General features: G+C 53.5%; 14 protein-coding genes. 4 read left to right on the top strand and 10 right to left on the bottom strand.

Annotated features, from left to right (window positions below; genetic code table 11):
* Positions 1 to 330 precede the first annotated feature (330 nt).
* Positions 331 to 1,869 (bottom strand): 30S ribosomal protein S1, encoded by a 1,539-nt coding sequence (locus EI42_RS03065; RefSeq protein ID WP_111318688.1) that lies wholly within the window; start codon positions 1,867 to 1,869, stop codon positions 331 to 333.
* 627 nt (positions 1,870 to 2,496) lie between these two features.
* Here EI42_RS03065 and EI42_RS03055 point away from each other — a divergent pair.
* Together EI42_RS03055 and EI42_RS03050 are read left to right on the top strand one after the other, a co-directional pair.
* Positions 2,497 to 3,126, top strand: coding sequence for an NUDIX hydrolase (locus EI42_RS03055; RefSeq protein WP_111318684.1), 630 nt, complete (start codon positions 2,497 to 2,499; stop codon positions 3,124 to 3,126).
* A gap of 275 nt (positions 3,127 to 3,401) precedes the next feature.
* Positions 3,402 to 3,716 (top strand): hypothetical protein, encoded by a 315-nt coding sequence (locus tag EI42_RS03050; RefSeq protein ID WP_111318682.1) that lies wholly within the window; start codon positions 3,402 to 3,404, stop codon positions 3,714 to 3,716.
* A 76-nt stretch (positions 3,717 to 3,792) separates the two neighbouring features.
* On the opposite strand, the gene EI42_RS03045 is transcribed toward EI42_RS03050, so the two are convergent.
* Positions 3,793 to 4,764 (bottom strand): P1 family peptidase, encoded by a 972-nt coding sequence (locus tag EI42_RS03045; protein WP_246046311.1) that lies wholly within the window; start codon positions 4,762 to 4,764, stop codon positions 3,793 to 3,795.
* A 210-nt stretch (positions 4,765 to 4,974) separates the two neighbouring features.
* On the bottom strand, positions 4,975 to 6,777 hold the full coding sequence (locus tag EI42_RS03040) for an alpha/beta fold hydrolase (protein WP_111318680.1): 1,803 nt from the start codon (positions 6,775 to 6,777) through the stop codon (positions 4,975 to 4,977).
* 273 nt (positions 6,778 to 7,050) lie between these two features.
* Between EI42_RS03040 and EI42_RS03035 the strand changes: the two genes are divergently transcribed.
* A complete protein-coding gene (locus EI42_RS03035; RefSeq protein ID WP_111318678.1) occupies positions 7,051 to 7,524 on the top strand; it encodes an NUDIX domain-containing protein in 474 nt (157 codons plus the stop codon).
* Between the two features lie 26 nt (positions 7,525 to 7,550).
* Positions 7,551 to 8,207 (top strand): alpha/beta family hydrolase, encoded by a 657-nt coding sequence (locus EI42_RS03030; protein ID WP_111318676.1) that lies wholly within the window; start codon positions 7,551 to 7,553, stop codon positions 8,205 to 8,207.
* A 62-nt stretch (positions 8,208 to 8,269) separates the two neighbouring features.
* Here the strand turns inward: EI42_RS03030 and rpe are convergent, their stop codons facing one another.
* The 7 genes from rpe to tal all read right to left on the bottom strand — a co-directional run bounded on the left by rpe (position 8,270) and on the right by tal (position 16,798).
* Entirely contained in the window at positions 8,270 to 8,941 is a 672-nt protein-coding gene (rpe, locus tag EI42_RS03025) for a ribulose-phosphate 3-epimerase (protein ID WP_111318674.1), read from the bottom strand.
* Between the two features lie 21 nt (positions 8,942 to 8,962).
* Complete coding sequence (pgl, locus tag EI42_RS03020; RefSeq protein WP_111318672.1) at positions 8,963 to 9,712, bottom strand: 6-phosphogluconolactonase; 750 nt, start codon at positions 9,710 to 9,712, stop codon at positions 8,963 to 8,965.
* A 25-nt stretch (positions 9,713 to 9,737) separates the two neighbouring features.
* Positions 9,738 to 11,036, bottom strand: coding sequence for a glucose-6-phosphate dehydrogenase assembly protein OpcA (locus EI42_RS03015; RefSeq protein WP_111318670.1), 1,299 nt, complete (start codon positions 11,034 to 11,036; stop codon positions 9,738 to 9,740).
* Positions 11,037 to 11,122: 86 nt separating this feature from the next.
* Positions 11,123 to 12,670 (bottom strand): glucose-6-phosphate dehydrogenase, encoded by a 1,548-nt coding sequence (gene zwf, locus EI42_RS03010; protein ID WP_111318668.1) that lies wholly within the window; start codon positions 12,668 to 12,670, stop codon positions 11,123 to 11,125.
* Positions 12,671 to 12,839: 169 nt separating this feature from the next.
* Positions 12,840 to 13,751: a phosphogluconate dehydrogenase (NAD(+)-dependent, decarboxylating) gene (gnd, locus tag EI42_RS03005; RefSeq protein ID WP_281278996.1), complete on the bottom strand. Its 912-nt coding sequence runs from the start codon at positions 13,749 to 13,751 to the stop codon at positions 12,840 to 12,842.
* Between the two features lie 192 nt (positions 13,752 to 13,943).
* Positions 13,944 to 15,653, bottom strand: coding sequence for a glucose-6-phosphate isomerase (locus tag EI42_RS03000; protein ID WP_111318664.1), 1,710 nt, complete (start codon positions 15,651 to 15,653; stop codon positions 13,944 to 13,946).
* The gene (gene tal / locus EI42_RS02995; protein ID WP_111318662.1) at positions 15,653 to 16,798 is read right to left on the bottom strand and encodes a transaldolase; all 1,146 of its coding nucleotides are present in this window, start codon (positions 16,796 to 16,798) and stop codon (positions 15,653 to 15,655) included. Before tal ends, EI42_RS03000 begins: the two co-directional genes overlap by 1 nt.
* Positions 16,799 to 16,893 lie beyond the last annotated feature (95 nt).

The following is a 16,893-nucleotide window of genomic DNA, read 5'->3' as shown; positions in this document are numbered from 1 at the left end:
AAAGTTCTATTTTATAGGGAGTGCGTCTGACCTCGCGGCATATCAGCATGCCTCTTATCTTCTCCCTGTATATACTCTCTACTAATAGTTACGTTCGGTATATCGGGAAGTTGTACACCAATTCTTCTTATTTTTTCTTTCTTTTTGGTGGTGAAAATGGTGGGTTCACCTTGATTGTAGTTATACTCTGGAAGCGTACTTGCTTTATAAGCTGAAGAATATGCTGGCAAAGAAGCAGTTCACCCCGTTACTCTCTCGATAAAGAGAGCAACGGGGGAAGCTTGTGTTTTTGTATCGTCTGATACCGTTTTTTCTGTTGTTGCCGCCGGCTTACTTCTCGGTCTCGGACTCTTCCTTTGAGCGCTGAAGCGCTGCTGCCCGGAAGGCTTCGGCCATTGCGGTCATCTCGCCTTCATCATCGGACGGAAGACCTTTGAGTAGCGAGGCATCGCGCTCGCGTTTCTCTGGTCGCTTCTCAGTGCGCTCGCGTTTATGCTCCTGCGCAGGAGCGCTCTCCAGAGACGGAGGCGTGGTGCTCAGAGAAGGAACTTCTTTGGCTGCCTGCTGCTGAGCGGCAGGTGTCTGCTCCTGAGCCTTCTCTTCTGTCGGCTGGGCTGCCTCTTTGGTCTCCTTCGCTGCGTCTGGCTCTTCCACCTGACGCAGGCTCAGACCGAGGCGACGGCGCTCAGGCTCGATGCGCAGGATGCGCAACTGAAGCTGCGTTCCTTCCTGAAGCGTCTTCGGATCGGTACCGGCAGGCAACTCGGACTGATGGATCAAGCCCTCGATGCCATCTTCGATGCGTGCGAATGCACCGAAGGGTGCAATCTTAGTGATAGTGCCGGTAACGAGCTGACCAACATGGTAGCGCTGCTCCACAGTGGTCCAGGGGTCAACTTCGGCGCGCTTGATCGACAGGGCGATCTTTTTGCGCTCTTTGTCAACGCTGAGGACCTGTACTTCAACTTCCTGTCCAACCTGAAGAACCTCGCTTGGATGGTTCACTCGGCTCCAGGCAAGCTGACTGATATGGACCAGACCGTCGGCGCCTCCAAGATCAACAAATGCGCCGAAGTTGGCGAGATTGCTGACCACGCCTTTGCGGACTTCGCCCGGCTGGAGCTCTTCAAGTAGCTCCTCGCGGCGACGCTGGCGCCATTCCTGAACGGCCATGCGCTCCGAGAGAATCAGACGGTTGCGTGCACGGTTGATCTCGATAATCTTCAACTGAAGCTCTTTGTCTTTCATCGAAGCCAGTTTGGCGGCCGTTTCCTGGTTCTCGCCACCGGCTGCAACTTCTTCGCGCTTCAGGTTCAAGATCTGCGAGATAGGCACAAAGCCTCGAATCCCGTTCACATCAACGATCAGGCCACCTTTATTGAAATCAATGACCTTCGCCTTGATGATCTCGTTGTTCTTGTACTGCTCCTCGGCAATACGCCACTGGCGCTCGGTGTTCGCACGCTTGAGCGAGAGCACCGCATGTCCTTCAGCATTTTCCGGCTGAAGAACATAGACCAGAACTCGATCATTGAGATGGAGTTCATTATAGGAGCCATAGCCACTAGAAGGCAGCTCTTTCGTCGAAAGAATGCCTTCGGATTTGAGCCCGATATCGACAAGGATTTCATCCGAGTCGATGTGCACGATGGTGCCTTCGACGACATCCCCACGTTTGATAATGGGATTAGCCGAGGCGGCTAAAAGCTCCGCCATCGTGTTCTGATTGAAGTCCGAAACTTCTTCGGGGTTCACTGGATTGTTGTTCTGTACTTGAGGGTCGTTGCCTTCGATCATCGTCTGTACCCGCCCGCTGTTAGGATTTTCCGCTGGCTTTGTCGAAAGGTCGCCTTGCTGTTGTGCTTGCATGGGTAAAAACCCCCTTCGATCCACGGTTTTTGCCCTGTGCTGGTGACACTCCGGCCAACGGTTTAAAAAAAGTAAAGAGAAAGATAGTGTTTTACCGTATTCTATTTTGCGTCATTTCGATTACCATAACAAGGTAAAACCGAGATGAGCGGTTTCCTGCTTCTTTGCTTAAAAAGAACCTGGGGAGTGTACCAATTTAAGGAATTGGGCTTATCGGAGGAGATGCTAAGGCGGTAATCGTTTCGATTAGAATTGCGCTCTCGATGCTCTGTCGTTTTCAGAACCATAAAGCGGCTTCAGAACCATATTGTTTGCTCTACAGAACGGTATACGAAACGATACTCGCAGGCAGGTAAGCTCTAGTTAAGACACATAAGCGCCTGGACAAAGCATACCCCCACTCGATGCTTCAATTATACCAAAAGCCGTCCTTGAATGCAAGACAATGCGCAGCCTTTTAGCAATGCTCTCCGATGTTTTCTATCTTCCACATTGTATCACAATAATGCAACCCCCCGGACCCTATTTCTTCGCGCTTCAGTGGCGCTTCTTTGGCCTGGCGAAAATACTTTCCACCTGTGAAAGTTTTGTGAAGATGAAGAGCTTTTTTATGATACAATATCTGGTATGAAACGCAAAGAGGTTTTGGCTTTTGTTCAATTTCTTCAGTCCAAACTTGCTCCCGTGGCTCACAGCGACCTGCTGATCGATCGCGTCGAAGGCCGACAACCACAGGCACGGAAAGCGGCTGTGCTTCTTCCGCTCTTTGAACGTGAGGGAGAAATTGACCTGCTCTTTATTCGGCGAGCCAGTTCGTTGCGGGCTCATAGTGGTGAGATTGGTCTGCCAGGTGGTAGTATCGAGCCCGATGATGAGACGGTTGCGCTTGCTGCGTTGCGTGAGGCATGGGAGGAGATTGGCTTACTGCCGGAACGCGTTGAGATTCTGGGCTTACAGTCTCCGGTCTTTACGGTGGTCAGCAACTTTTTGATTTCGCCGGTGGTTGGCTTCTTGCCAGAGGGTCCGGGCGCGCTCACTTTGCAGCAAAGTGAGGTGGCTGAGCTTTTACAGATCCCGCTCTCTGCGCTGGCTGATCCTGCGATTCTGCGTACTGAACGGCGCGGTCCGCGTACCATCTACTTTTATGACTATGGACCATACTGTATCTGGGGGGCGACCGGGCGCATCGTGCATGATTTCCTTCTGCTTGTGGCGGAATGGCAGCGTACTCAGGCTGCGGCTCAACTTCTGGATTAAGCTGTTGTACAATAGGAAGTGAAGACGGATTGAGCCAGGAGGTGGAGAATTATCACCCCCCATTAGTCATATGGCTCTTGCTAATCCCCGCAGTTTAGCTACAATTATGAATGTAGTAAAGAGGTTCTGTAGTGCGTTTGTAGTCGAAAATCTCGTATTGTGGTTAGGTCTGTAAGTACCGGAGCGGAGAAAAGACAGTGACAGTACCGACATCTGATACGCATTTTGCGCATAACCTGCCGCGAAGACCTCAAATGAAATCATCTGCTCACTCGATGTTTTATGCTTCAGAACCAATCTATTCATCCTCATTCCCCTCCCCTTTACGCTCTGGCGCAGGTGACGCTGAAAACGCGCATCACAGGTACTCCATTGATTTTGCTTCGTGCTCCCGAGAGCTCGCTACTGGTGGCTTGAAGACGCTTACCGCAAAACGTGAAATCCCTCCGCCAAACCTTGAACGCTCTGCTTTCGGATATGAGGCCGCTGTCAGTGTGAAAAGCTATCGCTTCTATCTGGCAATCCTTGTCTGCGTGATTCTCATGCTGATTGGCGGAGGCGCTGTAATGTGTGTGATGCTGCAACCGTAGTGTGTCAAGCTTCAGTGTAGAAAGAATGGGAGAGTTGCCACACGAGATATAAAGAGATACCCTTGCTGGTACTCGTTTAAGACGTTGTGGCTGCCGGTAGGCCATGCAATGTTTCGGCCCTTTGTACTGCCCTGAGAATCGCACGTGCCAGTGTGCTTGAGGCAGTTGCTCCAAGAAGACTCACAAGTTGAGCCTTTTGGGAGGGGTCTGGGCGATGCTGTGCTACGGCGAGCGCAAAGATTGTGTCGCCATCAAACATGGTATGTGCAGGATGAATGACCTGTGCAAGGCCGTCGTGTGCCATTTGCGCAAGCTTGGTTGCTTCCGCTTTGGTAAGGGCAACGTTCGTTGCGACGACTGCTAATGTGGTGTTGCTGAAAGGATGAGCCTGCTGAAAGCTCAGTCCTTCAGGTAAATCTGCGCTTCGGGGCCCGGCGATCGGTTCGCGAGTATCAGGATCAACAACAGAACCAAATGCATTAACAACGGCAAGCGCTCCGACAAGTATTCCTGAAGGCAGTCGGGTACTGGCTGAGCCCAGGCCACCCTTATGCGCTCGTGCCAGCCCGAACATTTTTCCGACGCTGGCTCCTGTGCCTGCTCCGACGTTGCCTTGAGGAATAGGACCTACTGTAGCCTGAAGGCAGGCTCGATATCCGGACTCGGGATCCGGTCGCACATTGGCTGAACCGAGGGCCAGGTCAAAAATTGCTGCTGCTGGAACGATGGGTACCCGGGCTATTCCTGTCTGGAATCCTTGCTGATGCTCTTCTAGATAGCGCATCACGCCCGCTGTCGCCGCCAGGCCGAACGCGCTCCCTCCGGTGAGCAGAACGGCATTGACTTCCGACACCAGGTGAATAGGGTTCAGCAGATCAGTTTCATGTGTGGCTGGAGCACTGCCACGAATATCAACACCACCTGTTGCCGCCTGATCGCAGAGGATCACAGTACATCCTGTTGCGGCCTCAAGGTTGGTATCATGACCGACACGAATGCCTGGAATGTCGGTAATGTTGTCATGCAGTGGATTTTTGGCTTGCATCATCGACTCCTTATATGCTCTCTGCACTGAGTTACCTGTCAGTGGGATCACACGATTTCTTGTGAAGGATCGTTATATTGGCAGTATATCTTAAAATGAAGGTATTTGCATGTAGTGATTGATCGCTGAGGGCTGGCAAGCACGCACTATTCCCACTCTGGGGATGCAAAAGAAAAGGGAGAAGTCAACCGCTGACTTCTCCCTGCAAACTTCCTAGATGAAAGGGGGTTCCGGCACCGAACGCAGACAGCTTGACGAGGGTGTCCGCTCGGGGTTGCTCATAAACGAGTTCATGATGGTCATCGGACAGATGTTGGTCATAAAGACGCCGTGCCCGGTTCCCGGGAATACCAGAAATGTGCTCTTTGGCAGGGTACTATGTGCCATCTCACCCTGCGAGGGTGGCGTGATGGGATCATATTCTCCGGCCAGAATCAGAGTGGGGACCTGGCTTTTTACCGGTTGTTTCTGCTCCGAGGGCACTGCTGGCTGATTCCAGACTTTACAGATCTCATAATCATATTTGGTGTTTGGCATGAGCAATGTGTTCAGAGGCGGATGCAGTTTCTGGGTCTCTTCGATCAGCTTCTGTTGCGTGGTATAAGCCATATCCTCGCCGCACATAATAGAGTAGTACATGCCCTCACTCATATTCTGATTGGCAAAGAGCAGCGTATACATCGAGGTAAACATCAGCGTGTCACCCTGGTCAAGTTGCTCGATGACCTGGGGCAACATAGGAATGAACTGTGTCACGTAGAGGGCGCTGAAGAGCCAGTTCACCAGTCCGTTGCCATCAACAAGGAAGGTGCCTTCTTTTGCATCCTTGATCGTTTCTGGCTGCTGATTCCAGCGATCGACCAGCCTATAAAAGGTGCGTTCCAGCTCCGGATATTTGTGCTGGCAGCTTGTATCTTCTGAACAACCCTTGAAGAAGGTGTCAAAGGCGTGCTGATGCAGGCCCGGCAGATTTTCAAAGAGATTAGTCTGTAAGGGGACGGTCGAATCCAGGGTGACGCTGTGCAGTTCTCCGGGGAAGAGCCGCATCACGGTCAGCGCCAGGCGCGTACCATACGATACACCGTAAAGGTCAACCTGCTTATAGCCAAGGGCCTGAATCAGCGAGTGCACATCAGTGGCGTTATTGATTGTGGTATAGGTTGCCAGATTTACCCCCGATTGAGTGAGGCGATCACGGCATTTCTGGCCTGCCTCAATATAGCGCTTATTGGCTTCGTCCTCGCTCAGTTGCTGATCGCGAGTCTCTTTGTCCAGTTGATCCATTTCCAGGCAGTCAAGCGAGGGCTGAGAATAGCCTGCACCACGCTGGTCAAAGAGTACAAGCTGACGGCCCAGAGTAATGCTATCGAGATTCGTTGAATCGATGTAGCTTCCCAGATCTCCCAGTGCGGTACCGCCCGGGCCTCCGGTTAGATAGAAGAAGGGCGGGCGAGACTTTGCTGCGTCACCGGGTGGGGTGAAGATAGCGACGGCTAGCTTGATCTTCTTCCCATCTGGTTTCGCATAGTCTTCGGGAACGGTTAGATAGCCACATTTCACCTGTGAGCCTTCTTTGATTCCCTTCCCGAGTTCAAAGGGACAGCTTTGTTGTGTGAATGCGCTATTGAGTTGTGGGAGCGCTGTCGCGGTGCCCGGAAGGCCCGGAAACGCTGTTTTAGGCGACGGCTGTAGATAGTACCAGGCAATGTAGCCACCCGAAAGCAGTAGGGCCAGCACCAGAATCAGACTGACAGCGCCAATCACCACACGGCGGCGTCCAGGCGGTGCTGGTGGTGGAAAGATCGGTTGTTGGTACGGCTGTGCATGAGGTGGTGACGCCTGATATGGGCCGGGCTGTGGTGAAGCTGGCTGTTGTGGCGTCTGAAGTATTGCTGATTCATCGGATGACGTATATTCCATAAAAGGCCCATCATAGATAAGCTGCTCATCCTGACCCGATGTTGTAGGTTGTGATGGCGTTCTATCAGAATTTCCCGGCGTCGGGGATGTGTCCATAAGAGTGAACCGACCTTTCAAATGATAACTGGCGTTCTTTATGACAGATTTTTCAGAGAATGAAGAAACGTAATGCACTTACAATTATTTCCATGTAAGCACATTTATAGCGTATGATGGAGGAAATAGCAAGCGATAGACTGAAATAAGGTTTGTTGGTTGAGACGGTTGCTTCATCAGGAACTGAGGGAGAAAGTTCATTGAGGAGGGGAAGGAAGATAGGAAACAATCGCTCTATTTCTTGACGATGCAGGGTTGAAAGGAGAAGGAAATATGACCCGCACTGATTATTACTATGATCCTGCGGCCCCGGAAGCGCATCGTATTGTGCCTGCTGCTTCGGCGGTCGTGGTAAATGACGAGCAGAAGATCCTGCTTCAGCGGCGCAGAGATAACGGGTACTGGTCATTGCCGGGCGGTATGATGGAAGTGGGAGAGAGTATTGCTGAGACAGTGATTCGCGAGACGCGTGAGGAAACCGGCATAGAGGTTGTCCCGGAATATATTATAGGAGTGTATAGCGATCCCCGCCATATCATCGCGTACTCAGAGCATGATGTGCGGCAACAGTTCTCGATCTGCTTTGCCTGCCGCATGGTTGGCGGAGCGCTCCAGGCAGACGAAGATGAGGCGACGGCTGTTGGTTTTTTTGCCGTGGACGAGCTGGCGCAACTCGCAATACATCCCTCTATTCGTCTGCGTATTCAGCACTATCTTGAGCGGCGTGAGCGTCCTTATTTTTCCTGAGCTTTCATGTTATGAGGAGAAAAGATATGGCGTCAACAATGCAGCGCTTGCCGATTACTGGCTATCAGGGGGAGCCTGTTCCCCATAAGTTCTTCTGTCAGGATCATACAACCGAGCATCTTGCGTTCATCTTTCCGGGACAGGGCTATACTACCGATCACCCGCTGCTCTATTTTTCAACTATGTTGCTGCAACATGCCGGGGCCGATGTACTCTGTGTCGACTATAACAAGCGAGCGAACTTTGAGACGCTGGCTCCTGATGATGTATTACGTTGTATCCGGGAGGATGCGCTTGCTGCCTCTCGCGCCGCATTACAGCAACGTGCATACAAACGGCTGACGCTTATTGGCAAGTCGCTTGGCACCATCGTCATGAGCCAGTTGTTTGCGGATATAACGTTTGAAGGCACGTTACAGGCTATCTGGCTGACTCCGGTGCTGCGAGATCCGATCTTTCGAGCGCTGTTGCATGAAAAAGAGCGCTCTTTATTGGTAATTGGTGACAAAGATCATTATTATGATGCGCGGCTGGTGCAGGAGTTTCAGGCCCAAACAACCGATCAGGTTATGCTGGTTCCGGGAGCGGATCACAGCCTCCAACTGGGAAACGACGCGCCGGGCTCGCTGCGGGTGCTTGCGCAGGTGATGGAGCGAATGGACCAGTTCTTGAAGCGGGCATAACGCAAAGAAAAGGCCCGTCCTCTGCACTCAAGCGATCCAGAACGGGCCTTTTGCTTCAGGTTTTAGAGATTGGAAGAGGTTGCGGCAAGGCGCAGACGCTTGACTGCATCTGCCACGCTTTCCTTTTTATTGTAGACCGCGGAGCCTGCGACCAGCAGGTTCGCCCCGGCATTGACGACCTGAGCAGCCGTCTTGATATTGATGCCGCCGTCGACCTCAATATCAATGTTGGTCAACCCGCGTCTGGTGATCATCTCACGAGCCTGCCTGATCTTGGGGAGCGTCTCCGGCACAAAATCCTGACCGCCGAAGCCTGGACTGATGGTCATGACCAGGATCAGATCAATAAAGGGCAGCATATCTTCCAGCATAAAGACTGGCGTTGACGGGTTCAGAGCCACGCCGGTTTGCTTGCCAGCCTTCTTGATCTGCATCAGGACGCGGTGCAGATGCGGGCAGGTTTCCTGATGCACAATAATCACATCAGCGCCAGCCTCCGCGAACGTCTCGATGTAGTCCTGTGGATTGGTGATCATCAGATGGGCCTCAAGGGGCAGGCTGGTACAGCGGCGCACTGCCTCAACAACCATCGGACCCATCGTGATATTCGGTACAAAGTGGCCGTCCATCACATCGATCTGGATGCGCTGTGCGCCGGCTGTCTCGGCCTCGCGGACCTGCTCGCCCAGACGGGTAAAATCGGCTGAAAGAATAGAAGGAACAATACCGATCATGCTTGTGCAGTTCACTCCTCTTTAGCGTGCTTTTTGTGATAGGTGCGAGGCAGCGCCTGTATCAAACAGCCAGGTTACATCACCGTTGGACGGTTGCACAATCTGGGCCGGGTACTCCTCGGGATTGTATTCACCTTCCAGCACAGCTTGCACAGCCTCGGCCTTGTCCTTTCCTGTAACCAGGAAGAGCACATGTTTTGCGGCATTCAGTACGGGAGGCGTGAAGGTCAGGCGCGGTGGAGGCGGTTTGGGAACCGTAACCGGCATGACCAGCCGAACCTGTTCTTTCAGAGACTCCTGATGCGGGAAGAGAGATGCAGTATGGCCCTCTGGACCCATGCCAAGCAGGATCAGATCAAAGACCGGAGTCCCTTCGGTTTTGAAGACGCGACGCATCTCATCGGTATAAGCCTGAGAGGCAGCGTCGCGGTCAGCCTGTTCCGCTGGAACGCGGTGAATCTGCTGTTCGGTCAGAGGAACCTTGCCGAGCAGCGTATCATATGCCATGCGATAGCAGCTATCGGGGCTATCGGGTGGTACACAGCGCTCGTCGGACCAGAAGACCTCAACCTTTGACCAGTCGATCTGGCTGGTGTAGGGCTCTTCTGCCAGCAGGCTATAGAGCGCTTTCGGGGTATTGCCGCCAGAGAGCGCAATGGTGAAGTACCCATGATCGGCAATAGCCTCATGAGCAGCCTGAATCACGCAGCGAGCTGCGGCCAGACTCAGCGCCTCAAGGTCGGCGTACGTTGAAACATGTATGTTCTGCATAAAAGCAACGCTCCTACGCTATAACTTAGATTTCAGATAGGAGTTGAGAGACCTCTTGCAGGGTGTCTTCATAGAGATGATCGCGCCCGATAATCTCTAATTCCTCATGTAAGAGATCGATTGCCGGTTGTGTACCGGGTATTGGAACGGTGCGCGGGGGGCTGGCTCCTTCGGGGAGCGTGACCACGGTCAGCGCATGTTCTCGGTCATCAGTGCGATTGACGGTGAACGTCGCAAGTTTTCCATCTACTGTACTGGATAGGCGGACCAGACAAATAGATCCGGGAGGAAGGCCAGGTTGCACCCGAGGGCGCACAAAAATAGTCCCTTCACCACTGTGGGAGATCACCGGTTCGGGATAAAGCCCTTCAGCAGTCTCTTCGGTCGGGATGAAGTGGAGTGGCCCGGTGCGGTGAAGTGTATGCCAGGTATAAGCACCGGTCTCTGGATCGCGATAATTGTCCGGGTGGCTTGGATCAATGTGCCAGTTCAAACTGGTTTTGAGCCAGGCCGCGAGTAGAAGGGCACGCGTTGCATTGACTGTGGCTCCCGCAATAGGTGACCGGGCGGGTCGAGTATCCTCTGCTGAATCCGTGGGGAGCACGGAATGTTCCACCTCAATGCGGAAGACTCCTTCCAGATAACGCTGATAGGCGGGCACATCAAAGAACTGAGCAACCAGTTGACGCCAATGGGTGATACGGCTCCAATTCAGATCGCTCAACGCGCTATCGCGTAATGCGCGGCTGATCTGGGCAAGCTGCATCAGGCTTGCCTCGGGCTGGAAAAAGCCATGCGAGTCGACAATAACGCGGCTGGACGAATTTGCCAGATGGTGGAAGAGCGGATTGTCAGTCGGGACATCCTGGAGCCACCAGAGATACACGGGTAGGTCAGGTTTGAAGAGTGGCTGTAAAATGGTATCTGCCGCAGAGGCAGCAGAACCGGAGAGCAGGACAGTCACCTGTTCAAAAGTATGGCGCATCATATCGGAGACAATCGGGAAAGAGCGAAGCGTGACCCAGGTCGAGACACCTGGGGGGGCTCCGGGATCGGGATTCAGGATCAGCAGAATGACCCGTCCGATATGAGTACTGCCGAGATTGCGCAGCCCCGCACTAGCATGCTGAGCTGCGGCCAGGTTGGGAGCGCAGATCACAAAATTGAGCACGCTAGTGCGGACACGAATATTCTGACCTATACGGACATTATCGGCTGAGAGATGCCAGAGTTCGGCTAAAGTCTCCTCTACGTCTTCCATACGTACCTGTTTTCCGGCCCACGGAAGGCGCGGCTCAGTGTTTCCGGTAGAAACCTTCGTCATACCCCGTTCCCTTCTCAGATGAACGTCGTTGTTCACGCAGACAGCGTTGTACAAACACCATATATCAGTAAAAGGCTAAGCGGATGTTACGGACGACGCCACCGGAAGCCGTCGCGCCAGATGAATTCATCGGCGGCCTGTGGACCCCAGGTACCGGATTCGTAGGTATGAATGGGAACATCGCCACTTGCCCATTCGTCAAGAATTCCCTGCACAAAGGCCCAGGCGGCCTCAACCTCGTCGCGTCGCGTGAAGAGCGTTGAGTCTCCAAGCATGCTATCGAGAAGCAGGCGCTCATATGCCTCTGGCTGCTGACGAACGAAAGATGAACCATAGAAGAAGTCCATGTTCACCGAGCGAATCTGCATATCAGTTCCCGGAACTTTCGCGCCAAATTTCAGCGAGATGCCCTCATCCGGTTGGATGCGCAGAGTCAGAACGTTGGGCTCAACCTGTGATTGGCTGTCCTGGCGCTTGAAGAGCATCAATGGTGGCTGCTTGAACTGAATTGCGATTTCTGTTACGCGTTTCGGCAAATGTTTTCCGGTGCGTAAGTAGAATGGTACGCCAGCCCAGCGCCAGTTGTCAATGAACAATTTCAGCGCGACATAGGTTTCTGTAGTCGACGTTGGCGAAACGCCCGTCTCTTCGAGGTATCCTTTGACCGGTTGACCACCCACATAGCCCGGTCCATACTGTGCTCGAATGGTGTTGGTAAGCACATCCTGTCCGACGATCGGTTGCAGCGCCTGCAAAACTTTCACTTTCTCGTTTCGCACGGCATTTGCCTCAAATGCAATCGGCGGCTCCATTGCAACCAGCGTGAGCAACTGGAGCATATGGTTCTGAATCATGTCGCGGATCGCACCCGATTCCTCGTAGTAGCCACCCCGGCCCTCGATACCGATATTTTCCGCTGCTGTAATTTGTACGTGGTCAACATAGCGGCGGTTCCACACCGGCTCAAAAATGCCGTTTGCCAGACGGAAGACCTGAATGTTCTGGACGGTCTCTTTTCCAAGATAGTGGTCAATACGATAAATCTGCTCTTCTTTGAAGACTTTCCCGATCTGGCGGTTCAGCTCGCGTGCTGAGGCCAGGTCATGACCGAATGGCTTCTCCACGATGACGCGGGTCCAGCCTTTGCGGTTCCGGTTCAGGCCTGCCGCACCCAGGTTTTGAATGATGGTCGGGTACTGGCTTGGGGGCGTTGACAGGTAGAAAATGCGGTTCCCGCTGGTTCCGCGCTCCTGATCCAGCTTGTTAAGCAGGGCGGCAAGCCGCTCATACCCTTCAGGATCATGGAAATTGGATTGAAGGTAATGGATGCCAGATGCAAAACTCTCCCAGACTTGCTGGTTGACTGGCTTCTGACGTGAAAATTGGTTGACTGAGTCGAGCGCCTGTTTGCGAAATTCCTCATCGCTGTAGGGGCGCCGCGCAAAACCCACAACGGAGAAACCGGCAGGGAGTGGGTGCTCCAGAGCCAGATTATAGAGTGCCGGTAAAAGTTTTCGATGGGTCAAGTCGCCTGTAGCGCCGAAAATGACCATCACGCATGGCTCCGGGCTCTGCTTCATTCGCAGTCCCTCGCGGAAAGGATTTGGCGCCTCGACTACCGCACGTTGAGGCATGTGTAAATCTCCTGATTCTTAAAGATGTATGATTACGTCTCTGTCTGCGTGTTGTATAAATCCACAGTGAACAGCAGGAAGGGGAGGGCTGGCGGGTTGCCAGACCTTCCCCGATATGCCTTTTACTGGCTGTTTATGACTGGATAAATGGTAAAGGAAGTGGCCCCTGTTATTGATTGCTCTTCACCGCGTGACCACCGAAGCCCTTGCGCAGTGCTGCCAGCACTTTCGCGCTGAAGGACTCATCCTGGCGCGAGTGGAAGCGCTCGAACAGCGAGAGCGTGATGACCGGTGCCGGAACGTTGGTGTCAATTGCCTGCTGAATGGTCCAGCGACCCTCACCAGAGTCCTCAACATATCCCTTGATGCTCTCAAGCTGCGGATCCTGCTCAAAGGCACTCTCTGCCAGCTCAAGCAGCCAGGAGCGAACCACACTACCCTGATTCCACAGGTGCGAGATAGCATGCAGGTCAAAGTCATACTGGCTGGCCTTCAGGATTTCAAAACCTTCACCATAGGCCTGCATGATACCATATTCAATGCCATTATGCACCATCTTGACAAAGTGTCCGGCACCGTGGCTGCCGCAGTAGAGGTAGCCATCAGGGGGAGCCAGGGTCTTCAGCAAGGGCTCGATGTACTCGAAGGTCTCTTTCTCGCCACCAACCATCAGACAGTAACCAACCTTCAGGCCCCAGATACCGCCGCTGGTACCGGCATCCATGAAGTGGAAGCCCTTCTCGGTCAGCTCTTTGCCCCGGCGGATCGAGTCTTTGTAGTTGGAGTTTCCGCCGTCAATGATGATATCGCCCTTGTTCAGATAGGGGAGAACTTCCTGAATCATGTCGTCGGTTGCCTGGCCGGCAGGAACCATGACCCACACGACGCGAGGAGATTGTTGCAACTTACCAACCAGCTCCTGAATGCTGTATGCGCCTTCTGCGCCCTCTTTGACAATCTCATCTGTCTTTGCTGCGGTGCGGTTCCATGCTACTACGCGATGGTTGTCGCGAAGCAGGCGGCGAACCATGTTTGCGCCCATGCGGCCAAGTCCAATAAAACCGATTTCCATTTTCTGAATCTCCTTAGTATTTCAATACGCCCCTTTGGGAAATAGCGTATTTTGTTATAAGTGTGATGTTGGCGAAGGCTCTTCGCCCGGGCGAGCATGCTCGCCCTCTCGATCATTACTGGAATGACTGATAAAACAGTGCTGTAAGGATACCCGCTGTCAGAGAAAGGGGGTATCCTTACCTGCGACACACGTCTGTGCTTAGATGGCCTGATCCACGACCTGTAGGCCTTTTGCCAGATCGCCGGAAACATGGATACGGATGTTGCGGCGTTCATGGTTATCCAGGGAATAGAGGTCGCCGAGGGCCTGGGATTCCTTCAGGACAGCGAACGAGTAGATCTCGCCAGGGATCGAGGCATCCTGATGGACATCTCCTGTAATCTGAATAAAGACGCCGTTGTTGGCACCACCTTTGTGAAGCTGGCCGGTCGAATGCAGGAAGCGCGGACCATAGCCAACCGTGGTGGCAACTTTATATGTATCGCGCAGGTGCGTGCGCAGAGCCTGAAGGGCAGCCTCTGTGCTCTCAGTGCGCTCTACATAAGCCATGATAGCGATGTAGTCGCCGGGGCGTACCTGCGCAAGGAAGTTGTGCAGATAGCCTGCGAGATCTTTGCCGCCGTTCTCTTTGCCAACGATCTCAATCTTTGCCGGTTCGTTGGTGACCACAACTGGAGTCGGCTCAGGCAGGCGATGTTCCTGCTGATACTGGGTCAGGATGCGCTTGGTGTTGTCCTTGCTCTCCTGAACGTTTGGCTCGTCCAGCGGGTTGATGTCCAGGAAGAAGCCAGAAACGACTGTTGCGTACTCCCAACGGAAGAACTCAGCGCCGATCTGATAGAGATCGCCGATTTCAAAGCGCACAACAGGCTGGCCCGCGTCGACGAGCGCCTGTACGCCTTTATCAAGCTCGCTATTGTCGCCTCCATCGACGCGCAGATAGGCAAAGATGCGGTCATTGCCATAGACGTCGGGGGTGCCAAGCTGTTCGCCTTCAACCGGGAGCAGTCCACGGCCTTCTTTACCGGTGCTCTCCGCAATCAACTGCTCAACCCAGTAGCCGAAGCTGCGTAACTCGGGCGAGATGATGAAGGTCACTTTGTCGCGCTGCTGCTTGTAGAGTGCGCCCATGATCCCGCCAAGCCAGAGACCAGGGTTTTCCTGCGCGCTGCTCTTCTGACTGGCGTTCATTGCTTTCTCGCCCCACTCCAGCAGGCGCGGAATGTTCAGACCGATCAGTGCGCCTGGCACCAGACCGAAGAACGAGAGTGCTGAATAGCGGCCACCGATGTCGGGTGGATTCAGGAAGACATGGCGGAAGTTCTGTTCACGTCCCAGTGTCTCAAGCGAGGTGCCGGGATCGGTGATTGCGATGAAGTGCTTACCGGCCTCATCCGCACCGACTTCCTTGCTGACTCGATCGAAGAAGTACTTGTAGTGAGACATCGTTTCGATCGTACCGCCAGACTTGGAAGCAACAATGAACAGCGAAGTACGAAGATCAATCTTCTGTTCGACGGTGTGCACGGTGTCCGGGTCGGTAGTATCCAGCACGTAGAGCTCAAGATAGCCAGGAACCACGCCAAAGGTGGTGCGCAGAACCTCAGGGCAGAGGCTGCTGCCGCCCATACCGAGTAGAATGGCGCTCTTGTAGCCATCTTTGCGCACGGCGTCAACCAATGTGGCGATCTCGTCGTACTTCTCTCGCATGGTATTGACGACGGTCAGCCAGCCGAGACGATTCCGGATCTTTTCCTGAATAGCCGGATCGGATTTCCAGAGCGATGCATCAATCTGCGAGATGCGAGCTGCTACCTGCTGTTCGTCCAGTACACGCCACCCTTCAGCGACTGAGCGCTGAAGGTCTGCTGGCGCTTGAAATTGTCCTACTTGCAGTGCTGTGCTCATTAGTCTGCAACCTGCCCTTCTTTGATGGCCTTTTTCTTGCTCTCGATACCGTTGAAGAGCTGATGGAAGGAGTCAACAAACTTCTCAACACCTTCGTCCTGCAACTGCCTGGCGATCTGGTCATAGGAAATGCCGACCTGCTCAAGCGTGTCGAGGGTTTTCTTCGCGCTATCAAGATCGTCTTCGATGCTGTGGCGAACCACGCCATGATCGCGGAACTTGACGATTGTCTCAAGCGGCATAGTATCGACGGTGTCGGGGCCGATCAGTTCTTCGGCATAGAGCACGTCGCGGTAGGCCGGGTTCTTGGTGCTGGTGCTGGCCCAGAGCGGACGCTGAACATGCGCACCGGCATGCTTCAAGGACTCGAAGCGCGGGGTGCTGAAGAGCTTCTTGAACTCCTGATAGACAATGCGGGCGTTGGCGATTGCCGCTTTTCCTTGCAGGGACTTCAGCTTCTCCTGCTCATCTGGGTCGTTGCTGGCCTTGATCTTCTCATCGAGCAGCTTATCAACCAGGGTGTCGACGCGACTGACGAAGAAGCTGGCGACAGATGCGATGTGATCGATCTCAAGCCCTTCGCCGTTGCGATCCTCAAGAGCGCGGATGTAGGCATCAACAACCTCGCGATAGGACTGAATGGAGAAGATCAGCGTGATGTTGACGTTAATCCCCTTGCGCAGTGTCTCGTAGATGGCTGGAATACCTGCCGGGGTGGCCGGAATCTTGATCATCAGGTTCGGGCGATTAACCATCTTCCAGAAGCGCTCTGCCTCACTGATTGTGCCCTGCGTGTCGTTTGCCAGCTCAGGCGAGACTTCCAGGCTGACATAACCATCCTGACCGTTGGTCCGATCATAGATCGGGCGCAGCATGTCCGCGACGGTCTGAATATCTTTAATGACCAGAGCCTCGTAGATCTCGCTCGTGCTCTTGCCTGCTCGGAGGAGTTCCTGCATCTGCTCGTCATAGGCATGGCCAGCGCTGATCGATTTCTCAAAGATGGTCGGGTTTGCAGTCACACCTACAATGCCATCGTTATCGAGCATTTTCTTAAACTCGCCAGAGTTGAGCTGAGCGCGGTCAATATTATCATACCAGACGCTCTGGCCCTGCTCCTGGAGCTTGAGCAATGGGTTCGTCATAATCTATCATCTACCTTTCTCTATAACACAATCGGATTGTTTCTACAGAAGTCGGGCCGATGAGCGGTCGTTTCTGCTGGTGACCGCCCATGGCC

Origin of the sequence: Thermosporothrix hazakensis (genome assembly GCF_003253565.1) — a bacterium.
GTDB lineage: Bacteria > Chloroflexota > Ktedonobacteria > Ktedonobacterales > Ktedonobacteraceae > Thermosporothrix > Thermosporothrix hazakensis.
This window is presented reverse-complemented; position numbering and strand designations above follow the sequence as displayed.